General features: G+C 56.1%; 19 protein-coding genes. 9 read left to right on the forward strand and 10 right to left on the reverse strand.

What is annotated here, in order from left to right; all coding sequences use genetic code 11:
- Nucleotides 1–12 precede the first annotated feature (12 nt).
- The 4 genes from F3J29_RS04165 to ruvB all read left to right on the forward strand — a co-directional run bounded on the left by F3J29_RS04165 (nucleotide 13) and on the right by ruvB (nucleotide 3028).
- Entirely contained in the window at nucleotides 13–753 is a 741-nt protein-coding gene (locus F3J29_RS04165; RefSeq protein WP_166863260.1) for a YebC/PmpR family DNA-binding transcriptional regulator, read from the forward strand.
- Nucleotides 754–793: 40 nt separating this feature from the next.
- Complete coding sequence (gene ruvC, locus F3J29_RS04170) at nucleotides 794–1315, forward strand: crossover junction endodeoxyribonuclease RuvC (RefSeq protein ID WP_166863262.1); 522 nt, start codon at nucleotides 794–796, stop codon at nucleotides 1313–1315.
- 82 nt (nucleotides 1316–1397) lie between these two features.
- Complete coding sequence (ruvA, locus tag F3J29_RS04175) at nucleotides 1398–2009, forward strand: Holliday junction branch migration protein RuvA (protein WP_008453936.1); 612 nt, start codon at nucleotides 1398–1400, stop codon at nucleotides 2007–2009.
- Nucleotides 2010–2017: 8 nt separating this feature from the next.
- A complete protein-coding gene (gene ruvB, locus F3J29_RS04180; RefSeq protein ID WP_166863264.1) occupies nucleotides 2018–3028 on the forward strand; it encodes a Holliday junction branch migration DNA helicase RuvB in 1011 nt (336 codons plus the stop codon).
- Nucleotides 3029–3083: 55 nt separating this feature from the next.
- Here ruvB and znuB read toward each other — a convergent pair whose 3' ends face one another.
- Nucleotides 3084–3869, reverse strand: a complete 786-nt coding sequence (gene znuB, locus F3J29_RS04185; RefSeq protein ID WP_166863266.1) for a zinc ABC transporter permease subunit ZnuB — start codon at nucleotides 3867–3869, stop codon at nucleotides 3084–3086.
- The gene (znuC, locus tag F3J29_RS04190; protein ID WP_166863268.1) at nucleotides 3869–4621 is read right to left on the reverse strand and encodes a zinc ABC transporter ATP-binding protein ZnuC; all 753 of its coding nucleotides are present in this window, start codon (nucleotides 4619–4621) and stop codon (nucleotides 3869–3871) included. The genes znuB and znuC overlap by 1 nt, the downstream gene beginning before the upstream one ends.
- A gap of 79 nt (nucleotides 4622–4700) precedes the next feature.
- Between znuC and znuA the strand changes: the two genes are divergently transcribed.
- The 3 genes from znuA to lpxM all read left to right on the forward strand — a co-directional run bounded on the left by znuA (nucleotide 4701) and on the right by lpxM (nucleotide 8087).
- A complete protein-coding gene (gene znuA / locus F3J29_RS04195) occupies nucleotides 4701–5645 on the forward strand; it encodes a zinc ABC transporter substrate-binding protein ZnuA (protein ID WP_166863270.1) in 945 nt (314 codons plus the stop codon).
- Between the two features lie 15 nt (nucleotides 5646–5660).
- Nucleotides 5661–6983, forward strand: a complete 1323-nt coding sequence (mepM, locus tag F3J29_RS04200; RefSeq protein WP_008453947.1) for a murein DD-endopeptidase MepM — start codon at nucleotides 5661–5663, stop codon at nucleotides 6981–6983.
- A gap of 123 nt (nucleotides 6984–7106) precedes the next feature.
- Nucleotides 7107–8087 carry a lauroyl-Kdo(2)-lipid IV(A) myristoyltransferase gene (lpxM, locus tag F3J29_RS04205; protein WP_166863272.1) on the forward strand — a complete coding sequence of 327 codons (981 nt, stop codon included), beginning with the start codon at nucleotides 7107–7109 and terminating at the stop codon, nucleotides 8085–8087.
- A 54-nt stretch (nucleotides 8088–8141) separates the two neighbouring features.
- On the opposite strand, the gene msrA is transcribed toward lpxM, so the two are convergent.
- From msrA to F3J29_RS04245, 8 genes are all read right to left on the reverse strand, one after another.
- Complete coding sequence (msrA, locus tag F3J29_RS04210) at nucleotides 8142–8861, reverse strand: peptide-methionine (S)-S-oxide reductase MsrA (protein WP_166863274.1); 720 nt, start codon at nucleotides 8859–8861, stop codon at nucleotides 8142–8144.
- Nucleotides 8862–8876: 15 nt separating this feature from the next.
- Complete coding sequence (locus tag F3J29_RS04215) at nucleotides 8877–10637, reverse strand: cytochrome c biogenesis protein DipZ (protein ID WP_286175144.1); 1761 nt, start codon at nucleotides 10635–10637, stop codon at nucleotides 8877–8879.
- Nucleotides 10638–10826: 189 nt separating this feature from the next.
- Nucleotides 10827–11822, reverse strand: coding sequence for a FecCD family ABC transporter permease (locus F3J29_RS04220; RefSeq protein WP_166863276.1), 996 nt, complete (start codon nucleotides 11820–11822; stop codon nucleotides 10827–10829).
- Between the two features lie 4 nt (nucleotides 11823–11826).
- Nucleotides 11827–12582 (reverse strand): class I SAM-dependent methyltransferase, encoded by a 756-nt coding sequence (locus F3J29_RS04225; protein WP_166863278.1) that lies wholly within the window; start codon nucleotides 12580–12582, stop codon nucleotides 11827–11829.
- Entirely contained in the window at nucleotides 12575–13504 is a 930-nt protein-coding gene (locus F3J29_RS04230) for an ABC transporter substrate-binding protein (RefSeq protein WP_286175145.1), read from the reverse strand. Before F3J29_RS04230 ends, F3J29_RS04225 begins: the two co-directional genes overlap by 8 nt.
- 41 nt (nucleotides 13505–13545) lie before the next feature.
- On the reverse strand, nucleotides 13546–15648 hold the full coding sequence (locus tag F3J29_RS04235; RefSeq protein ID WP_166863282.1) for a TonB-dependent siderophore receptor: 2103 nt from the start codon (nucleotides 15646–15648) through the stop codon (nucleotides 13546–13548).
- Between the two features lie 220 nt (nucleotides 15649–15868).
- Nucleotides 15869–17311 carry a pyruvate kinase gene (pyk, locus tag F3J29_RS04240; RefSeq protein WP_008453961.1) on the reverse strand — a complete coding sequence of 481 codons (1443 nt, stop codon included), beginning with the start codon at nucleotides 17309–17311 and terminating at the stop codon, nucleotides 15869–15871.
- 127 nt (nucleotides 17312–17438) lie between these two features.
- Nucleotides 17439–18308 (reverse strand): MurR/RpiR family transcriptional regulator, encoded by an 870-nt coding sequence (locus F3J29_RS04245; RefSeq protein ID WP_166863283.1) that lies wholly within the window; start codon nucleotides 18306–18308, stop codon nucleotides 17439–17441.
- Nucleotides 18309–18684: 376 nt separating this feature from the next.
- Here F3J29_RS04245 and zwf point away from each other — a divergent pair, with 376 nt between their 5' ends.
- Complete coding sequence (gene zwf, locus F3J29_RS04250) at nucleotides 18685–20160, forward strand: glucose-6-phosphate dehydrogenase (RefSeq protein ID WP_008453964.1); 1476 nt, start codon at nucleotides 18685–18687, stop codon at nucleotides 20158–20160.
- A gap of 256 nt (nucleotides 20161–20416) precedes the next feature.
- Nucleotides 20417–22228, forward strand: coding sequence for a phosphogluconate dehydratase (gene edd / locus F3J29_RS04255; protein WP_166863285.1), 1812 nt, complete (start codon nucleotides 20417–20419; stop codon nucleotides 22226–22228).
- The last annotated feature ends 7 nt before the right edge of the window (nucleotides 22229–22235 follow it).

Genomic DNA, 22235 nt, shown 5'->3' on the forward strand with positions numbered 1-22235 from the left:
TTGGAGATTGTTATGGCAGGTCATAGTAAGTGGGCCAACACGAAACACCGCAAAGCAGCACAGGATGCCAAGCGCGGTAAGATTTTCACCAAAATTATTCGCGAGCTGGTGACGGCTGCCCGCCTGGGCGGCGGCGATGCCGGGTCTAACCCGCGTCTGCGCGCGGCTATCGATAAAGCGCTGTCGAACAACATGACGCGCGACACCCTGAACCGTGCAATTGCACGCGGCGTGGGCGGCGATGATGATGCGAACATGGAAACCATCATTTATGAAGGTTACGGCCCTGGCGGCTCTGCCGTGATGGTGGAATGCCTGAGCGACAACCGTAACCGTACCGTTGCCGAAGTGCGTCACGCGTTCAACAAATGCGGCGGCAACCTGGGCACCGACGGCTCCGTAGCTTATCTGTTCAGCAAGAAAGGGGTTATCTCCTTCGAAGCGGGCGACGAAGATCAGATTATGGAAGCTGCTCTGGAAGCGGGTGCTGAAGACGTTGTGACCTTCGACGACGGCGCCATCGACGTTTACACCGCGTGGGAAGAGATGGGCGTGGTGAAAGATGCGCTGGAAGCGGCGGGCCTGAAGGCGGACAACGCAGAAGTTTCAATGATCCCTTCCACTAAAGCAGACATGGATGCGGACACCGCACCTAAGCTGATGCGTCTGATCGACATGCTGGAAGACTGTGATGACGTGCAGGAGGTTTACCACAACGGTGAGATCTCCGACGAGGTGGCGGCTACCCTTTAATGGTGCAGCCAACATCTGACCTGCATTCAGGAGACGCGTGATGGCGATTATTCTCGGCATCGACCCGGGGTCACGCGTCACCGGTTACGGCGTTATTCGCCAGACCGGGCGGCAGTTGACCTATCTGGGCAGCGGCTGTATCCGAACTCAGGTCGCCGACTTGCCCTCGCGTCTGAAGCTTATCTACGCGGGGGTGAGCGAAATCATTACCCAGTTCCAGCCCGAGTATTTGGCCATCGAGCAGGTGTTTATGGCGAAAAACGCGGATTCCGCGCTTAAACTGGGACAGGCGCGCGGCGCGGCCATTGTGGCTGCCGTGAATGCTGATCTGCCGGTGTTCGAGTACGCAGCACGTCAGGTAAAGCAAACCGTGGTGGGCATAGGCAGCGCGGAGAAAAGCCAGGTGCAGCACATGGTGCGCACGCTGCTTAAGCTCCCGGCTAATCCCCAGGCGGATGCGGCGGATGCATTGGCTATCGCCATTACGCATTGTCACGTAACGCAAAATGCGGCCCAGATGAGTGAATCGCGGCTCAACCTGGCGCGGGGGCGATTAAAATAATTAAGGCTGGATATCTATCCAGCCTTTTTTATATCATAGCGTTACTTTTTCGCGCATCAACGTAAATACGCAGGAGCACAATGTGATAGGTCGACTCAGAGGCATCGTTCTGGAAAAGCAGCCCCCATTGGTATTGCTGGAAACCAACGGTGTGGGCTACGAAGTTTATATGCCGATGACCTGCTTCTATGAGCTGCCGGACATTGGCAAAGAAGCGGTGGTGTTCACTCAGTTCGTGGTGCGTGAAGACGCTCAGCTACTCTATGGGTTTAACAATAAGCAGGAACGGACGCTGTTCCGCGAGCTGATCAAAGTGAACGGCGTGGGGCCAAAACTGGCGCTGGCTATTCTCTCCGGGATGTCGGCTCAGCAGTTCGTGAATGCCGTCGAGCGCGAAGAAATTGGCTCCCTCATTAAGCTGCCGGGCGTGGGTAAGAAAACTGCCGAACGCCTGATTGTGGAGATGAAAGACCGCTTCAAAGGCATGCATGGCGACCTGTTTACGCCGGCGGCCGACTTGGTGCTAACCTCCCCGGATAACGGCCAGGCGGACGACGCAGAACAGGAAGCCGTTGCTGCTCTCGTTTCTCTGGGCTATAAACCACAGGAAGCCAGCCGCATGGTCAGCAAAGTGGGCCGTGCCGGCGCCGACAGCGAAACCCTGATCCGCGAAGCGCTCCGCGCGGCGCTATGAGGTAGAGGATGATTGAAGCAGACCGCCTGGTATCCCCAGGAAATATCACCCAGGACGAGTTAATCGATCGTGCCATCCGCCCTAAGCTGCTCGAAGAGTATGTCGGGCAGCCGCACGTGCGTTCGCAGATGGAAATCTTCATTCAGGCGGCTAAGCTGCGGGGGGATGCACTCGATCATCTGCTGATTTTTGGCCCGCCCGGGCTGGGGAAAACCACGCTGGCTAACATCGTGGCCAACGAGATGGGCGTGAATTTGCGCACGACCTCTGGCCCGGTGTTAGAAAAAGCCGGCGATCTGGCGGCAATGCTAACCAATCTTGAGCCTCACGACGTACTGTTTATCGATGAGATCCACCGCCTTTCCCCGGTAGTGGAAGAGGTGCTGTATCCGGCGATGGAAGACTATCAGCTGGATATCATGATTGGCGAAGGCCCGGCTGCGCGTTCGATTAAAATCGATCTGCCGCCGTTTACTCTGATTGGCGCCACCACGCGCGCAGGCTCTCTGACTTCGCCGCTGCGCGACCGTTTCGGCATTGTGCAGCGGCTGGAGTTTTATCAGGTGGCCGATCTGCAGCATATTGTCGGGCGTAGCGCCAGCGTACTGGGGCTGGAAATGAGCGATGATGGTGCTCTGGAAGTGGCCCGCCGCGCACGCGGTACGCCGCGTATCGCCAACCGCTTACTTCGCCGCGTGCGTGACTTTGCCGAAGTGAAGCATGACGGAGCGATTACTGCCGAAATAGCCGCGCAGGCGCTGGACATGCTGAATGTGGATAGCGAAGGCTTTGACTATATGGACCGCAAGCTGTTGCTGGCGGTGATCGACAAGTTCCTTGGTGGCCCGGTTGGGCTGGATAACCTTGCCGCAGCTATCGGCGAAGAGCGAGAAACCATTGAGGACGTGCTGGAACCGTTCCTGATACAGCAGGGTTTCCTGCAGCGAACGCCGCGCGGGCGTATTGCCACGCCGCGGGCCTGGACGCACTTTGGTATTGTCCCTCCGGCTCAACCCTGAATTTTCCGCAATAAAAAAGGCGCCTCAGGGCGCCTTTTACGTGTCTGGAAGCGGTTTAAACCGGCTGCTTTTTTGCCATGCTCAGAATAAAGAGTCCTGCGGCGGCCAGCACGACGGATGGGCCGGCCGGGGTATCATATAGCGCCGAGAAAGCCAGCCCCCCGGTGACGGCAATCATACCGATGAGAACCGCAAAGCCCGCCATTTGTTCAGGCGTCCGGGCGAAGCGCCGGGCTGTGGCTGCCGGGATTATCAGCAGCGAGGTGATGATGAGTGCCCCGACAAATTTCATTGCAACACCAATGGTAAGGGCGGTCACCAGCATCAACAGCATTTTCACTCGCTGAAGATTGACGCCGTCCACGTGGGCAAGATCCGGGCTGATGGTCATCGCCAGCAAGCTACGCCACTGCCAGGCGAGCACGCCAAGCACGATGACAACGCCCACGGCAATCGAGATAATGTCCGGCGGCGTAACCGACAGTAAATCACCGAACAGGTATGCCATCAGGTCGACTCGCACGTTAGACATCAGGCTGACCACCACCAGACCGAGCGACAGGGCGCTGTGCGCCATAATACCCAGCAGAGTATCAATGGCGAGGTGAGGGCGTTTCTCCAGCCAGACCAGGCCAATAGCAAGCAGTAACGTCACTGCGATAACGGCATAAAAAGGGTTCACATTGAGCAGCAGACCAAACGCGACGCCCAGCAATGAGGCGTGCGCCAGCGTATCGCCAAAATAGGACATCCGGCGCCAGACCACAAAAGAGCCCAGCGGCCCCGCCGCACAGGCGAGCAAAATCCCAGCCAGCCAGCCGGGCAACAACAATTCAAGCATTACTGTCCATTCCCTCTGCGCAGAACGATGCGACCCTGCAGATCGTGACGGTGGTTATGATGGTGGCGATAAATGCCCAGCTGTTCGGCACCGATGGGTCCAAACATCGAGATAAACTCAGGATGGGTAGAGACGACTTCTGGCGTACCTGAACAGCAAATATGGTGGTTCAGGCACAGCACTTCATCGGTTTTGGCCATGACAAGATGAAGATCATGAGAAACCATCAGCACCGCACAGTTTAGTTCGTGGCGAAGCTGGTCGATCAGATTGTAAAGCGCGAGCTGGCCGTTGACGTCCACCCCTTGGGTGGGTTCATCCAGCACCAGCAGATGAGGCTCATTCAGCAACGCCCGTGCCAGCAGAACGCGCTGGTTTTCACCTCCGGAGAGTTTCTGCATTGGCGCATCCAGCAAATGAGCGGCCTGCACGCGTTTAAGCGCCGGGAGAATGTCGGCTTTTTTTACGCCAGGGCGCAGGCGCAGGAAACGGCTGACCGTGAGCGGTAACGTGGCGTCCAAATGAAGTTTCTGCGGCACGTAGCCAATACGCAGATGCCGATCGCGTTTAATAACGCCTTGATCGGGTGTGACCAGCCCGAGCACGACGCGTACTAAGGTAGATTTACCTGCACCGTTTGGGCCCAACAGCGTAAGAATACGGCCAGGTTTTAGCGCAAGTGAGATATCGGTCAGCACGCGGCGCTGGCCGAAAGAGACCGAGATATTTTCCAGTTCAACCAAATTTGTCATGACAATTTCAGGGGTTGCATAAGTTAGCGGATGTTATAATATCACAATTATTCTGATTATCACGATGATAAGTTGCATTATGTTACATAAAAAGACACTTCTTTTCGCTGCATTTTCCGCTGCCCTCTGGGGCTCTGCCGTCACCGGCGCCAACGCCGCCGTTGTGGCTTCCATCAAGCCTCTGGGCTTTATCGCTTCCGCTATTGCCGATGGGGTAACCAGCACAGAAGTATTACTGCCTGATGGCGCCTCTGAACACGATTATGCACTTCGCCCATCCGATGTAAAACGCTTACAGGGCGCGGACTTAGTTGTTTGGGTTGGGCCAGAAATGGAAGCCTTTATGCAAAAGTCCGTGCGCCAGATCCCCGAGCAAAAACAGCTAGAGCTGGCGGCGCTTGCCGGCGTGAAACCGTTGTTAATGAAAGGCGGTGACGACGACGACCATGAGCACGGCGATGAACACGACCATGGCGCAAAGAGTGACGCAGATCACCATCACGGTGAATACAACTTGCACATTTGGCTCTCCCCAGAAGTGGCGCGGCTGTCGGCGGTTGCAATCCACGATAAATTAGTGGAACTTATGCCCGAAAATCGAGCCAAACTTGACGCCAACCTGAAAGATTTCGAGTCAGGCTTAGCCGACGCCGATAAACAGGTGGGTTCCGTGCTGGCACCGCTGAAAGGAAAAGGGTATTTCGTTTTTCATGACGCCTATGGCTACTTTGAAAAGCACTACGGTTTAACGCCGCTTGGCCACTTTACCGTTAACCCTGAAATACAGCCTGGTGCGCAGCGTTTACATGAAATCAGAACACAGTTGGTTGAGCATAAAGCCGTTTGCGTTTTTGCTGAGCCACAATTCAGGCCAGCGGTAATTAACGCCGTTGCCAGAGGCACTAATGTTCGCTCCGGCACCTTAGATCCTCTGGGAATTGAAGTCGCATTGGGCAAAAACAGCTATATGCAGTTTATGACCGGACTTGCGAACCAGTATGCGAGCTGCCTGAAAGGAGATTAACGAGGAAGTGAATACGTGCAACAGATAGCCCGCTCTGTCGCCATGGCATTTGACAATCTATCTCGGCCCCATCGCGTTATGCTGGGGTCGCTTACGGTTCTCACTCTGGCGGTCGCGGTATGGCGACCGTCAATTTACCATCCGCAGTCCAGTCCGATAATCAAAACTATCGAACTTCAAAAAAGCGAAATACATTCGCTGCTGCCGGAAGCAAGCGAACCTCTTGACCAGTCCCCGGACGCCGAAGATGACACTCTGCCTCAGGATGAACTGGATGATAAAACCTCCGGCGAAGCGGGCGTTCATGAATATGTCGTCTCCACGGGCGATACGCTAAGCAGCATTCTGAATCAGTACGGCATCGACATGGGTGACATCAGCCAGCTCGCTTCCGCTGATAAAGATCTGCGAAACATGAAAATTGGTCAGCAGCTTTCCTGGACGCTTAACGCAGACGGTGATTTGCAGCGTCTGACCTGGGAAATGTCGCGCCGCGAAACGCGCACCTACGATCGCACTGATAACGGTTTCAAAATGAGCAGCGAAACCCAGCAGGGCGATTGGGTTAACAGCGTGCTGAAGGGCACGGTGGGGGCAAGTTTTGTTTCCAGCGCGCGTGATGCCGGTTTGACCAGCGCAGAAATCAGTTCGGTTATCAAAGCCATGCAGTGGCAGATGGACTTCCGCAAGCTGAAGAAAGGCGATGAGTTCTCGGTGTTGATGTCCCGGGAAATGCTGGACGGCAAGCGTGAGCAGAGCCAGCTGGTCGGCGTGCGCCTGCGCAGCGACGGCAAAGATTACTATGCTATTCGCGCTGAAGACGGCAAATTCTACGATCGTAACGGCTCTGGCCTGGCCAAAGGTTTCATGCGCTTCCCAACCGTGAAGCAGTTCCGCGTTTCCTCGAACTTCAACCCTCGTCGTCTTAACCCGGTGACCGGCCGCGTCGCGCCGCACAAAGGCGTTGATTTTGCGATGCCGCAGGGGACACCTGTGCTGGCCGTTGGGGATGGCGAAGTGGTAATGGCGAAGCGCAGCGGGGCCGCAGGTTATTTTGTGGCTATCCGTCATGGACGGACTTACACCACTCGTTACATGCACCTTAAGAAGCTGCTGGTGAAACCTGGGCAGAAAGTGAAGCGCGGTGACCGTATTGCACTGTCTGGCAATACCGGGCGTTCTACCGGCCCGCACCTGCATTACGAAGTGTGGATCAACCAGCAGGCGGTTAACCCGCTGACGGCCAAGCTGCCGCGTTCTGAGGGCCTGACCGGCTCCGATCGCAGCGATTACCTGGCGCAGGTAAAAGACGTTCTGCCGCAGCTGCGCATCGACTGATTTTTCCCTTCGATAAAAAGCCGGTTCCTGTAACCGGCTTTTTCTTTTGTCTGCCGGCCGCTGCCCCGCTAAAATAACGATAAATTTGTCTCGCCAGATTGCTGGCGAACTACTGAGAGCCGCATGGAAAAAGCAAAAAAAAACCACAGTGAATTTATCCCTGAATTTCAAAAAGCCTTTTTGCACCCGCGTTACTGGGGAGCATGGCTTGGCGTTGGCGCTTTTGTTGGGCTGGCGCTTCTTCCTCCGGGGCTCCGGGATCCTTTGCTGGGGAAAATTGGGCGCTTAGCGGGGCGCCTGGGCAAAAGCGCCAGACGCCGGGCACAAATTAACCTGCATTACTGCTTCCCGGATTTACCGGAAGCCGAGCGTGAAACAATCATCGATCGCATGTTCGCCACGGCGCCACAGGCGATGGTACTAATGGCGGAACTGGGGCTGCGTGACCCGAAAAAGGTCATGTCTCGCGTGGACTGGCACGGCAAAGAGATTGTGGACGAGATCCGCGCGAAAGGGGAAAACGTGATTTTCCTCGTGCCGCACGGTTGGGCCGTCGATATTCCGGCCATGCTGATGGCCTCTGAAGGCCAGAAAATGGCGGCGATGTTCCACAATCAGGGCAATCAGCTGTTTGACTATGTCTGGAATACGGTACGGCGCCGTTTTGGCGGCCGGATGCATGCCCGCAATGATGGGATTAAGCCGTTTATCAGCTCCGTTCGCCAGGGCTACTGGGGTTACTATCTTCCAGACCAGGATCACGGGCCAGAACACAGCGAATTTGTCGATTTCTTCGCGACCTACAAGGCTACGCTGCCGGCCATTGGCCGCCTGATGAAAGTGTGTCGCGCTCGCGTGATCCCGCTGTTCCCGGTTTATAACAGCGACACTCACCGACTGGATATTTTTATCCGCCCGCCGATGGATGACCTGCTTGAGGCCGATGACCATACCATCGCCCGCCGAATGAACGAAGAGGTGGAATTGCTGGTGGGTCCGCATCCGGAACAATATACCTGGATCCTCAAGCTTCTGAAGACCCGTAAAGAGGGTGAGATAGAGCCGTATTGCCGGGATGAGCTGTACCCGAAAAAGAAAAAATAGCTCTACCTCGTAATAGAAAACCGCGCCATCGTATTTCACCGGCGCGGTTTTTTTTCACCCTTTCACCAGCACCGGATCTTTGTTCCACAACGCCGGGAAGAGTTGTTTAAGCTGCTCGACTTTGGGGATGTCGTTGATCGCGATGTAAGGGTAGTTTGGGTTGTCGTTCAGGAAATTCTGGTGGTATTTCTCCGCCGGGTAGAACTGCGCATGTTCTTCAATCGTGGTCACCAGCGGCCCACTAAACTTATGGCTGGCGTTGAGCTGCGTGATATACGCTTTGGCCACTTTCGCCTGTGATTCGCTGAGCGGGAAAACGGTAGAACGATATTGCGTCCCGTAATCCGGCCCCTGGCGGTTTAGCTCCGTGGGGTTGTGGGCGACGGAAAAGAAGACCTGTAATAGCTGGCCATAGGTCACTTTGGCCGGATCAAAGATAACCTGCACGGATTCGGCGTGACCGGTCATCCCCATGCTTACCGTCTCATAATTTGCCGTCCGTGCTTTACCGCCCGTGTAGCCAGATATCGCGCTGGTCACGCCTTTTACATGCTGAAAAACGCCCTGAACGCCCCAGAAGCACCCTCCGGCAAAGACGGCGGTTTCAAGATGTGCGCCAGTCGGCGATTCGTCCTGCAATGGCGCAGGAATAGCCACCGAACGCTCGGCCTCGGACCAGGCCGTATTCTGAAAGACAAGTGCCGCGGCAATCAGCACGGGAGCGCTAAGCAACGCTCCCCGGCGTTTGGTGGTAGAAAAGAGTGTTGATTTCATCGTAATGCTCCCCGGTTAACCGAACGTGAAGGCATAGGCGTTCACGCCTGGATCTTCAAACTCAATGCTGAATGTGTGTTCGCCGCTGCCGGTCGACTGTCGAATTAGCTGGTAAAGGCGCTGTTCCGTCACGATACCGCTGCCGTCCGGGGCAATATCTGAACCGTGGACACTGCCGGGCGCCTGGCCGTCGATAGTGACTTTGAAGCGCACTGGTTTGCCTTCTGCGCCCGGGCCGAGGACGAGGTGCAAATCGCGGGCATGAAACTGGTAAACAATGCGGCCATTCGGACGATTAAGCGTGATGTTCTCCCCGCCAATGGTCCAGTTACCCTCCAGCCCCCAGCTGTCCAGCGGCAGTGCGGAGGGCTTTTGGTAATCAGCCGGTTTGTCGCCAGCGACTTCGCCGGAGGCAAAGTTCTGCGCCCGCATGTAGCCGAGATAGGTCTCTGGGGAAATGTCATTCTGGCCGCTGGCCGCCTGTTCTACGCCGCTGGCAGAAACGGTGCTGATGCCGCTGTTAACATTTTTAGCGCCTGCCTGGCGCAGCAGCTCCTGAATAACGCGTTCGGATTGCGCATAGTCGCCTTCGCCAAAGTGCTCGTAGCGAATATGGCCACTGGCATCAATAAAGTAGTGCGCCGGCCAGTACTGGTTATTGAACGCCCGCCAGATGCTGTAATCGTTATCAATGGCGACAGGATAAGTTACGCCCAGTTTCTTCGCCTCTTTGGTCACGTTATTGACGTCGCGCTCAAAGGCAAACTCCGGCGCGTGGACGCCAATCACCACCAGGCCCTGATCGCGGTATTTTTCAGCCCAGGCTTTTACATAAGGCAAAGAACGCAGGCAGTTAATGCAGGAGTAAGTCCAGAAATCGACGAGGACGACTTTGCCTTTCAGCGATTCAGCCGTCAGCGGTGGCGAGTTTAGCCACTGCGTCGCACCGCTCAACGAAGGCATCACGCCAGCATCGGTCAACGTTGGAATGGTGTCGTCATCTGACGTTTTCACCACGGAGGCGGGCGCGGGGGCATTGGCCGTGGTGCTGTCTGGAGAGAGGCGTTTCACCAGCGCTTGTTCGATGCCGCCGGTTGACGCTGTAGAAAGTCGGGCCAGGACGCCGGTATCTAAGCCAAAAGAAATAGCGACGACGCCCAGTAACATCCCTGCGCCCAGAATTCGACGGATCCATTCCCCTACGCCCAGAGAGCGTTTCATGGCGCTGAATACTTTGCCACCGATCAAAAGCGCCAGCGCCAGTGAGGTGGCCGCACCTGCGGCATAAGACAACAGCAACAGCGTAGAGCCCACATTTGCTCCCTGCAGGGCCGCGCCGGTCAGCACCAGTCCCAGAATGGGGCCAGCGCAGGGTGCCCAAAGCAGCCCGGTTGCAATACCTAGTAAAAATGAAGCGCCTGGACCCGCTGGCTGGCCCGGAGCCACGCGGTTAGACAGCGAGTTGCCCGCGTTAACCAGAGGGTGCATGACGCGCTCAGCCAGGCGAGGAAATAGCAGCGTGATACCAAACACCGCCATCAACACTAATGCCACGCCGCGGCCATACTGGTTAGCCGCGACGACCCAGCCACCGCCGACGGCTGCCAGAGTTGCGAATAACGTGAACGTTAACGCCATGCCCGCCAGAAGCGGCAGCCCGGTACGGACAAACGGCTGGTCGGATCGTGCAAAAACAAACGGCAGTACCGGCAGGATACAAGGGCTGGCGATGGTTAACAGGCCGCCCAGATAAGCAAGAATAATGACCAGCATCATGATGTTCCTGTGTCAGAGTGAGAACGGAGAGCCGGGCGGAAAGAACGGGGCTCCTCATGTATTTATGCCTGCACTTTATAAAAAGAATACTTACTAAATCCTCCTCAAGAGTTAACAATTTCGTGATAACTCTCGAGGTGGCGGGAGGGCAAGAGCCTGTTCGCGCGAAACGGCCTGGAGGCGGAGGGTTCAGGGGTGTGGGCGGTGGCGCAGGGCGAGAAGAAACACCGGCACGCCGATCAGCGCCGTGATGACGCCAGGAGGCAGCTCCCTCGGAGCAAATAGCGTGCGCGCCAGCGTGTCGGAAGCCAGCGTCAGCAGCGCGCCGAAGAGCACGCTGGAGGGTAAAATCCACTGATGGCGATGGCCGAACATCAGCTTTGCCAGGTGTGGAACGGTCAGACCGACAAAGCCAATCGCCCCACAAAAGGCGACCATCGTGGCGGTTAATACCGTCATGGAGAGGTAGAGCCACATTTGCAGCGCGGCTACGTTAACGCCCAGCCCCTGAGCGGCAACATTGCCAAGCCGCAAGACGTTTAGCGTCGGGGACAGTGCCAGACAAAATGTGCCGATAACAAACAGCGCGCCGCTGCAAATCGCCACCTGCTGCCAGGTGGCCTGGCCAAACGCGCCAAGCAGCCAGAAGGTAAAACCCCGTGAGGTGGTGGCGTCCGTTTGCCAGAAAACAATCAGCGAGGTGAAGGCGCTCAGTAACTGTCCCACGGCCACGCCCGATAGCATAAATCGCGCTGGCTGCGTCACGGCCCGGCCAGCCATTAGCACAACCAGGGCGAATGCGGTCAGCGCCCCGATAAACGCGCCGGAAGGCATGGCTATGAGCAGCGGCTGGACGCCGAGCGCAATAATGAGCACGGCGCCCAGACCTGCGCCGGAAGAGATGCCGAGCAGCCACGGATCGGCCAGCGGGTTACGGGTTAATGTCTGTAGCACCGCGCCAGCCAGCGCCAGCCCACCGCCGCAGGCCATCGCCAGCAGCGCTCTGGGCAGCCGCAGCGACCAGACGATTTTCTGATACAGGGCCACAACGGGATCCTCTACTGGGTGCGGATTCAGGAGCTGAATCACTTCGCTTAAGGATAATGTGACAGCCCCGTAGCGCAGGCTATAAATCAATCCCAGCAAAGTGACGATGGCACACAGCAGCAGGCGCAGCGGCTTCACGCGCTTATTTCCAGCCGGCAATCAGGTAATCGTCCATAAGCTGCCACAGCGTGCCTGTTTCGCTGAAACCAGCCTGATTCAGGCTTGCCAGCTGAAAGGCCACCGTCGTCGGCGGGGGAACCGGGCGGCCCGCGAACACGGCTTCCCGGGCCGGAATCAGCCTGGCGATGTCCTCTATCTCTTTAGCGAGGGTAAACCACGTCTCCCAGTTTACGGCGCCGTGAGCCCAGGCCCGCTGCTGAGTTTGCACATCGTGGCGCTCGCTGATCGCTTTCTTGTGGAGGTCCGCGGGGTTAAAACGCTGGTGATCGGCATTCAGGAACACGCCGTTATCGGCCAGCATTTTATGAATTTCACCGTGCAGAGCATGCTGTCTGTCGGGCATTAACCAGTGTAACGCGGTGCTTGAAACAATAGCTTCCGGGCGAGTCCCGACTATTTTTTGCTGCCAGTCAGGCGTGGCCAGATCGGCCGAAAGAATACGCACCCGATCGCCGAAAGGAAGCAGCGTTTCACGGGCGATGGCCAGCATGACCGGATCAACATCCACCGCGGTAACGTGCACAGCAGGGAAGCGTTGCAGGATGCGCCTCGTGAGGGAACCCGGCCCACACCCGAGTTCGAGCAGTGAAAAGGCATCGTCAAACTGCAGGGCGAGTATGTCCAGCAGGGCATCGAAGCGTGCTTCCCGGCTGGCGATATAAGCGCTTTGCTGCCGATCCCAGAGCGTGACAAGAGTGTTCCATGTGATGTCAGTCATGTTTTTCCTTGGTAGAAAGTGAGGCGATGAGCCGGTTTAGCGCGTCCAGCGAGCGGATCGAGGGATCCATGTCATAGCCGGACAGGATGATGAATTTCTTTTCCTTCACGGCGCGTAGCCCGGCGGTGAGAGGGAAATGCTCGACAAAGGCTATTTTATCTTTGGCACTATCCCCGGGGCCGCCCCGGGGCAGATCGGCGAGCACCAAAATGTCCGGATCGCGACGGGCTATCTCTTCCCAGGCAACGTTTGGCCACAGCGCAGAGAGATCGGAGAAAATATTTTGACTGCCGCTGGCCATGCTCAGCATATTCGGCGCGCCGCAGCACCCGGCCACGTAGGGTGAATCCGTGCCGGAATACCACCAGAGGAGACGTGCCGGGGGCAATGTGCCCGCACGCTGGCGCAGGGCTGTCAGGTACTTTCGGTTTTGGTCTACAAGCGCCTTACCCTGTTTTTCCCGGCGTAAGATTTGCGCTAAATCCTCAATTTCCTGAAACAGCGCATCAAAGCTGATTTTCCTCCCTGGGATGCTTTGCTGGCCTCCGCAGGCGCCTGATGAAAGCCAGCTCGATATCCCCCAGGATGTCATCTGGTCGCGGGTCGCTCCTTCAGGTGACCAGAACCAGTACCAGCTTGAGGAGTAGACCATGTCAGGATGCAGCATCAGCAGCGCTTCAGCAGAAATTAGCCCCTTCTTTGCCACGACCGGCAGTGAAAGGGCGTTGCCGTCAGCCAGGTGCTGAGGGTCGTGGGCCGGATCGTAGCCCACGACGCCAACAATCTCTTCCTGCGCCCCTAGCGCCAGAAGATTTTCCAGCGCCGGGTTGCCGTAAACCACGATACGCGTCGGTACGGCAGCAAAACGCTGTGGTTCAGCACAATTGTTGAGGGTAATAGCCCGTAGATCTGAGGGAAACAAAAGTCCCGCTGCCACAAGGATTAAAGCCGCTGGCGCGGTCCTCAGAACCATACCGTCACCCAACCTTCCCAGGTGCGTGACGGCGCGATCAGCGCCTGGCCGTCGTAAGTCCGCTGCCAGGTATAAAACGTGTCGGTCAGGTTGCGCACCCGCGTACCCACGGTCACTTTAGGCGTCAGCCGGTATTCTGCGGCCAGATCCAGGGTAATGTAATCGTCCATCGGGCGGGTGTTGCGATTGTCATTGAAGCTGCTGCCTACATAGCGCAGGTCACTCCGCAAGCTGAGAGGCGCGATGGGGTGCCAGGTAAGTGCGAGATTACCGGTCCAGGTCGGGACATAAGCCGGTTGATTCCCGTCCAGATTATCTGGCGGGTTACCCGCGCTAAAACGGTCAAATCTTGCGTGAGTCCAGGCCAGATTTCCCGCCATCTCCCAGCGTTCGTTGGGCTGAATGGTCGTGGAAAACTCAATTCCCCGAGATGTTTGCTGCCCCACGGCGGTAAGCTCCCCCGGCGTGGAAGCTGAAGGGGTGAAGAGGTTATTTTTACGTAGCTGGTAGAGAGCAAGCCGGGTGGCCACTTTGTTATCCCAGAACTGGCTCTTGATCCCCGTTTCCCACTGCTGTGACTGGGTCAGCGGAAGATGAGTCTGGTCGGCGCTTAAGAAAAAGATGTCGCCTCCAGCCTCTTTGCCGTTGGCATAGCTGACGTATAGCGCGGTGTTGTCGGTGATATCCCAGTTCAGGCCGAGACCTGAATTCAGGAAGCTCCAGGTCTGACTTTCACTGCGCGCCGGCGTGTAGTAGCGCCAGTCCATATCCAGCTTCGTTAAGCGCAGCTGGCTTAGCAGGCTGAGGCTGCGGGTCAACTGCAGGCTATCTTCCAGAAAAGCCGCAGACTGGCGTTGAGTGACCCGACTCCAGGGCGTGCGGGTAACGCCGGTTTCGGCACTGAAAGGCTCACGCGGCGGGTTAAATATGGGCACATCTTGCGAGCCGGGGAAGCCGTTTTTTTGATAATCAAAGCGGCTGGTTTGCAGCTCGATTCCGGCCACCAGGCGGTTATCGAAACCCAGCAGAGGGCCGTCCAGGGACAGACTCGACCTGTTAGCCAGCAGGGTATTCTTATGGCTCAGATCGCCCCAGGAGTCGCGATTCACTAAGTCCGGAGCTGCTGTGCTGTAGCGATAGCGTTCCACGTTGTGCCAGGCGCGGTAGCCGGTGTAATACCAGGTATGGTTATTGAAGCTCAGCCCCGGGGCAAGAGTGCTGTCCAGTACGGCCTGCAAGGCCGTTGCGTGGCTGGCAATCGTGGCGTCGGTCAGATTATTGTAGTTCAGGCCGCGCAGTGACTTCAGTGCTTTGCCCTCTATCAACGGAGTCCCGAAGTAAGGATTGTTGCTCCGGTTGTTCATCCGGTCGCCGTAGAGCGTCAGGGTGGTGTCGTCGGTCAGGCGGAAGAGCAGCGAGCCGCTGACCCTCGACTGTCGATTGCGCTCATGCTGGACCTGACTGTTACCGCCGCTGCCTGAAGCATCCAGGCGCCAGGCTATTTTATCCTGCACCAGCGTTCCTCCCGCTCCGCCCTGCAATGCCTGGGTGCTGTAGCTGCCGAATTGATAGTTGAGCATCGCCGGTGTGTCCACGAAGCTGGGCTGACGTGACACAAGATTGACGCTGCCGGCGGTAGCGCTCAAACCGTTCAGGGTGGAACCGGGGCCGTGCAAAATATCCACCTGGCCGTAGTGTGCCGGGTTGCCCAACTGGAGCGTGCTGCCCGGCATTTCCATTCCGTCCAGTAGCCAGCTTACCGGCATAAAGCCGCGCAGCGAGAAGCTATTGGAGAGCGTAGGGGAAGCGACGCCAGACATGCCGGTTGCATGGCTGACGGTTTCGGCCAGCGTACGGTCGCCGCGGACGCGGATCTCTTTTTGTGAAAAGGTTTCCACATAGCGGGGGATTTCTTTATCCGTCAGGCCCAGGCGTGACGCCGTGCCGCCTGCGGGCCGAAGTTCTACGGGCGTTCGGCTTTCTACGGTGATGTTTTCTTCACACTCAGTTGGAGGGCAGCCGGCGGCCAAAAGCGGAGAAGAAAAAAACGTCAATGCGACGCAGGCATACGGGAAGGGGCGTTTGATTTTCATTGTGTATGTGTCAACTCAGAATGAACGTGCCTGTTCAGAAAGTGGCGCCGCAAGACTTTACTTTGCCATTAATTGTTACGTTATAACATATCATTTCACAATGATGTGGAAATTAAAACGCTGTATTGCGTGTGGGTTTACGGCCAGGGAAGCGGGGCAGATAATAAAAAAAGCCGCGAACGTGTGTCGCGGCTCTGTCGGGCTTTATAGCGGGCGAGAATTACTCAACGCAGAGGATACGCGTGGTGTTAGTGGTGCCAATGGTGCTCATCACGTCGCCCTGGGTAACGATGACCAGGTCGCCAGAAATCAGGTAGCCTTTATCACGCAGGAGATTTACCGCATCGTTCGCGGCGGCGACGCCTTCGCTTGCGCTGTCAAAGTAAACCGGGGTCACGCCGCGATAGAGCGACGTCAGGTTCAGCGTACGCTCATGGCGAGAGAGCGCAAAAATAGGCAAACCGGAGCTGATGCGAGACGTCATTAGCGCAGTACGCCCGGACTCGGTCATTGAAATGATGGCGGTAACCCCTTTGAGGTGGTTAGCGGCATACATCGCCGACATCGCGATGGCTTCTTCGACGTTATCGAACTGTACGTCGAGACGGTGTTTGGAGACGTTGATGCTTGGGATTTTTTCTGCACCCAGGCAAACGCGCGCCATCGCCGCTACGGTTTCTGCTGGATATTGACCTGCCGCCGTTTCCGCAGACAGCATCACCGCATCGGTGCCGTCGAGTACGGCGTTTGCCACGTCCATGACTTCCGCACGGGTTGGCATTGGGTTGGTGATCATCGACTCCATCATCTGGGTGGCGGTGATCACGGCACGATTCAGCTTACGCGCACGGCGAATCAGGGTTTTCTGGATGCCAACCAGCTCCGGGTCGCCGATTTCTACGCCCAGGTCACCGCGGGCTACCATCACCACGTCAGAGGCGAGAATAATGTCGTCCATTGCGGCTTCGTCGCAAACGGCTTCCGCGCGTTCTACTTTCGCCACAATTTTCGCATCGCAGCCCGCATCACGTGCCAGACGACGGGCATAGTTCAAATCTTCGCCGCAGCGTGGGAAGGAAACGGCCAGGTAATCAACGCCAATTTTTGCCGCGGTAACAATGTCGGCTTTGTCTTTGTCGGTCAGCGCTTCTGCAGACAGCCCTCCGCCCAGCTTGTTGATCCCTTTGTTGTTGGACAGCGGGCCGCCTACGGTCACTTCGGTAAACACTTTCAGGCCCTGGACTTCCAGCACTTTGAGCTGCACGCGGCCATCGTCGAGCAGCAGGATATCGCCCGGCACAACGTCGGCCGGGAGACCTTTATAGTCGATGCCAACTTTCTCTTTGTCGCCTTCACCTTTGCCGAGGTTGGCGTCCAGCAGGAATTTGTCGCCCAGGTTAAGGAATACTTTGCCTTCTTTGAAGGTAGATACGCGAATCTTAGGACCTTGCAAATCGCCGAGGATCGCCACATGGCGCCCCAGTTTTGCGGCAATTTCACGCACTTTATCTGCACGCAGCTGATGATCTTCAGCTGAGCCATGGGAGAAGTTCATTCGCACCACGTTAGCGCCGGCGGCAATAATCTTTTCTAAATTATTATCGCGGTCGGTTGCCGGGCCTAAGGTGGTAACGATTTTGGTTCTACGTAGCCGTCTGGACATGTATTACTCCGTTGACTGAAACAACTTGGTGTTGCGTGAACAAAAACTCGGTAGGTCAGGGTGTGCTGTGAACACCCATGACAACGTAACCGAACAGCCTAATAAGTTACAACTTTGTTATCAAAAATTAACGTTCATCGCCTGAGAGAAGACGTTCTTTATCAAAGCGCGATTCTTTGAGCGCTTCCTTGACTCGCTTCAAGTTATCCCTGAATTTTGCTCCTCGACGCAAAGTAAAACCCGTCGCCAGTACATCAATGACGGTTAACTGCGCCAGACGAGACACCATCGGCATATAAATGTCAGTATCTTCTGGCACATCCAGCAGCAGAGAAAGTGTCGCCTCACGGGCAAGCGGGCTGCCTTCCGATGTGATAGCGATCACAATGGCATCGTTTTCACGGGCTAACTGCGCCAGCTCAACCAGATTTTTAGTCCGGCCGGTGTGTGAGATAAGCACCACCACGTCCTGCTCGGTACAATTCATACAGCTCATACGTTGCATAACAACGTCATCTGAGTAAATCACCGGGACATTAAAGCGGAAAAATTTATTGGTCGCATCATGAGCGACGGCGGCGGAAGAACCGAGCCCAAAAAAGGCAATTTTCTTTGCCTGGGTAAGTAAATCGACGGCCCGGTTCATCGCGGACATATCCAGCGACTGACGTACCCGGTCAAGGCTTGCCATAGCGGACTCAAATATCTTACCGGTATAGGACTCGACGCTATCATCTTCATCAACATTCCGGTTTACATACGGCGTGCCATTCGCCAGACTCTGAGCTAAGTGCAGTTTAAAATCCGGGAAGCCCTTGGTTTCAAGGCGACGGCAGAAACGGTTCACGGTGGGCTCGCTGACGTCCGCGCTGCGGGCAAGCGTTGCGATGCTGGAGTGAATGGCATCCTGAGGCGCAGCAAGAATCACTTCTGCGACTTTACGTTCCGATTTGCTAAGGTGTTCCAGCTGTGACTGGATTTTTTCCAGCATATTCATAAAGGCGGGCACTCATGGGTTTTAGCGATTTCAGCAACAGAAGAAATCGTGGGCCGATTTAGCAAGAATATACTCTTGCTAAAATGTGATAGGGCGAGTCGCCCAGGTAATGTTGTTGTTTTTTTTCATTACATGATCGGTGTCTAACTTTGGCAACGGTTACATCGCACAAAAAAACGCCAGCAAACGACGCTTTAGTGCGGCATTGTGGGAAAAGTTAGCAATTGAGGCGGTCAAACCGGGGTTAACGGTTGTCCTCAATTCAGCAAAAGCAGTACATTGCAGCGTAATAAAATTACAAGACGTGCCTGGCTTAATGCTATCCGCGCCCCAGAGGGCCGGTAAAAGCCGGGATATCCGAAACGAGGAGACAAACATGGCGGTAACGCAAACAGCCCAGGCGTGCGACCTGGTCATTTTCGGTGCAAAAGGCGACCTGGCGCGCCGGAAACTGTTGCCATCCCTGTATCAGCTGGAAAAAGCAGGTCAAATCCATCCGGAGACCCGTATTCTGGGTGTTGGCCGCGCAGAGTGGGATAAAGAGGCATACACCAAAGTTGTCCGCGAAGCCCTCGAAACCTTCATGAAAGAGAAGATTGACGAGAGCCTGTGGGACAAACTGAGCGGTCGTCTGGATTTCTGTAACCTGGACGTCAACGACACCTCTGCTTTTACCAAGCTGGGGAAAATGCTCGACCAGCAGAATCGCGTCACCATCAACTATTTCGCTATGCCGCCAAGCACCTTTGGCGCTATCTGCAAAGGGTTAGGTAAAGCGAAGCTTAACGCCAAGCCTGCTCGCGTCGTCATGGAAAAACCGCTGGGGACTTCCCTCGAAACTTCCCAGCAGATCAACGATCAGGTGGGCGAATTTTTTGAAGAGTGCCAGGTTTACCGTATCGACCACTACCTCGGTAAAGAAACGGTGCTTAACCTGCTGGCGCTGCGCTTTGCTAACTCCCTGTTCGCTAACAACTGGGACAACCGCACTATCGATCACGTAGAAATTACCGTGGCCGAAGAGGTGGGGATTGAAGGCCGGTGGGGTTACTTCGATCAGGCCGGGCAGATGCGCGACATGATCCAAAACCACCTGTTGCAAATCCTGTGCATGATTGCCATGTCTCCGCCGTCTGATTTGACCGCGGACCACATTCGCGATGAGAAAGTGAAGGTTCTGCAGTCGCTACGCCGCATTGACCGTACCAACGTGCGCGATAAAACCGTGCGTGGTCAGTACACCGCAGGCTTTGCGCAGGGCAAGAAAGTGCCTGGCTACCTGGAAGAAGAGGGCGCAAACAAATCCAGCGCCACCGAAACCTTCGTGGCTATTCGCGTAGATATCGACAACTGGCGTTGGGCCGGCGTGCCGTTCTACCTGCGTACCGGTAAACGTCTGCCAACCAAATGTTCTGAAGTCGTGGTTTACTTCAAAAACCCTGCGCTGAACCTGTTTAAAGACTCCTGGCAGGAATTGCCGCAGAACAAGCTGACTATCCGTCTGCAGCCGGATGAAGGCGTGGATATCCAGATCCTGAACAAAGTCCCGGGCCTGGAGCACAAGCATAACCTGCAAACCACCAAGCTGGATCTTAGCTACTCCGAGACCTTCAACGAGTCTCACCTGGCGGATGCTTATGAACGCCTGCTGCTGGAAACCATGCGCGGGATTCAGGCGCTGTTTGTACGTCGTGACGAAGTAGAAGAGGCATGGAAATGGGTAGACTCCATTACCGAAGCCTGGGCTGCGGATAACGATGCACCGAAACCTTATCAGGCTGGAACCTGGGGGCCAGTGGCTTCCGTGGCGATGATTACCCGTGATGGCCACTCCTGGAACGAGTTTGAGTAACAGGCTGTGAACATGGCCGGTAAAAAATCGCTAACAAAGGGTTCATATTTTACCGGTAACATGATCTAACACAGAAGTGGCATAGTTTTTTATGAATAAAAGCCCCGCGTGGATTCACCCGCGGGGCTTTTTTATTTACACTAGCTGAAGCGTTTTTGCTCCCGACATCAAGTCTGATGGGCTACAAAGTTACTTTCATCAGCTCTGAACATGACGGTATCAATGCGGGAGAACAGCCACTTTCTGAGGAACTTCTATGCATCCAAACTTGTTACGGGTAACATTGCGTATTACCGAACGCTCCCGCCCAACGCGTGAAGCCTACCTGGCACGCATTGAGAAAGCCCGGAGCAACACGGTTCACCGCTCGGAACTTGCCTGCGGTAACCTCGCGCATGGTTTCGCTGCCTGCCAGCCGGACGATAAGGCGGCGCTGAAAAGCATGCTGCGTAACAATATTGCGATTATCACCTCCTACAACGACATGCTCTCCGCCCATCAGCCGTATGAACATTATCCTGAGCAAATCCGTAAGGCGCTGCACTCGGTGGGCGCGGTGGGGCAGGTTGCCGGCGGCGTCCCGGCGATGTGCGACGGGGTGACTCAGGGGCAGGATGGAATGGAGCTTTCGCTGCTGAGCCGCGAAGTGATTGCCATGTCTACCGCCGTTGGCCTGTCCCATAACATGTTTGACGGTGCGCTCTACCTTGGCGTGTGCGACAAAATCGTGCCGGGGCTAACGATGGCCGCGCTGTCGTTTGGGCATCTCCCGGCGGTTTTTGTGCCATCAGGCCCGATGGCCAGCGGCTTACCTAACAAAGAAAAAGTCCGCATTCGCCAGCTTTACGCGGAAGGTAAAGTTGACCGTCTTGCGCTGCTGGAAGCAGAAGCTGCCTCTTATCACGCGCCGGGAACCTGTACCTTCTACGGCACGGCGAATACCAACCAGATGGTGGTTGAGTTTATGGGCATGCAGTTGCCGGGGTCGTCGTTTGTTCAGCCCGATGCCGAATTGCGTCACGCGCTGACGGACGCAGCCGCCCGCCAGGTCACGCGCCTGACCGGTAACGGCAACGAATGGATGCCTCTCGGGAAAATGATTGATGAGAAAGTGGTGGTCAACGGCATTGTTGCACTGCTGGCTACCGGCGGCTCGACGAACCACACCATGCATCTTGTTGCGATGGCTCGCGCTGCCGGGATCGTTATTAACTGGGACGACTTCTCCGAGATCTCCGAAATTGTGCCGCTGCTGGCGCGCCTCTACCCGAATGGCCCTGCCGACATTAACCACTTCCAGGCGGCGGGCGGTGTGCCGGTGCTGCTGCGTGAGCTGCTGAAAGGTGGCCTGCTGCACGAAGACGTTAACACCGTGGCCGGTTTTGGCCTGCGTCACTACACCATGGAGCCGTGGCTCGACAATGGTCAGCTTGCCTGGCGTGAAGGCGCGAGCCAGCCGTTGGATAGCGACGTTATTGCCACGATGGAAAAACCATTCTCCCGCCACGGCGGAACCAAAGTGCTGAGCGGGAATCTGGGCCGGGCGGTGATGAAAACCTCAGCGGTGCCGGTAGAAAATCAGGTGATTGAAGCCCCGGCGGTTATTTTTGAAAGCCAGCATGACGTTTTACCCGCCTTTGAAGCCGGCAAGCTTGACCGTGATTGCGTTGTTGTGGTGCGCCATCAGGGGCCTAAAGCGAACGGTATGCCAGAATTGCATAAACTTATGCCGCCGCTTGGAGTATTATTGGACCGCTGTTTCAAAATTGCTCTGGTGACAGATGGAAGACTGTCCGGTGCCTCAGGGAAGGTGCCTTCCGCAATCCATGTTACTCCGGAAGCGTATGACGGCGGGCTGCTGGCGAAGGTGCAGGATGGTGACATGATTCGCGTCAACGGCCAAACGGGCGAGCTAACGTTGCTGGTTGATGAAGCCGTACTTGCGGCGCGCCCTGCTTATCACCCGGATCTCAGCGCCGAGCGCGTAGGGACCGGTCGGGAGCTGTTCGGCGCCCTGCGCGAACAACTTTCTGGCGCTGAACAAGGCGCAACCTGCATTAAATTTTAAGCCCGCG

Origin of the sequence: Enterobacter sp. Cy-643 (assembly GCF_011752815.1) — a bacterium.
Lineage (GTDB): Bacteria > Pseudomonadota > Gammaproteobacteria > Enterobacterales > Enterobacteriaceae > Cedecea.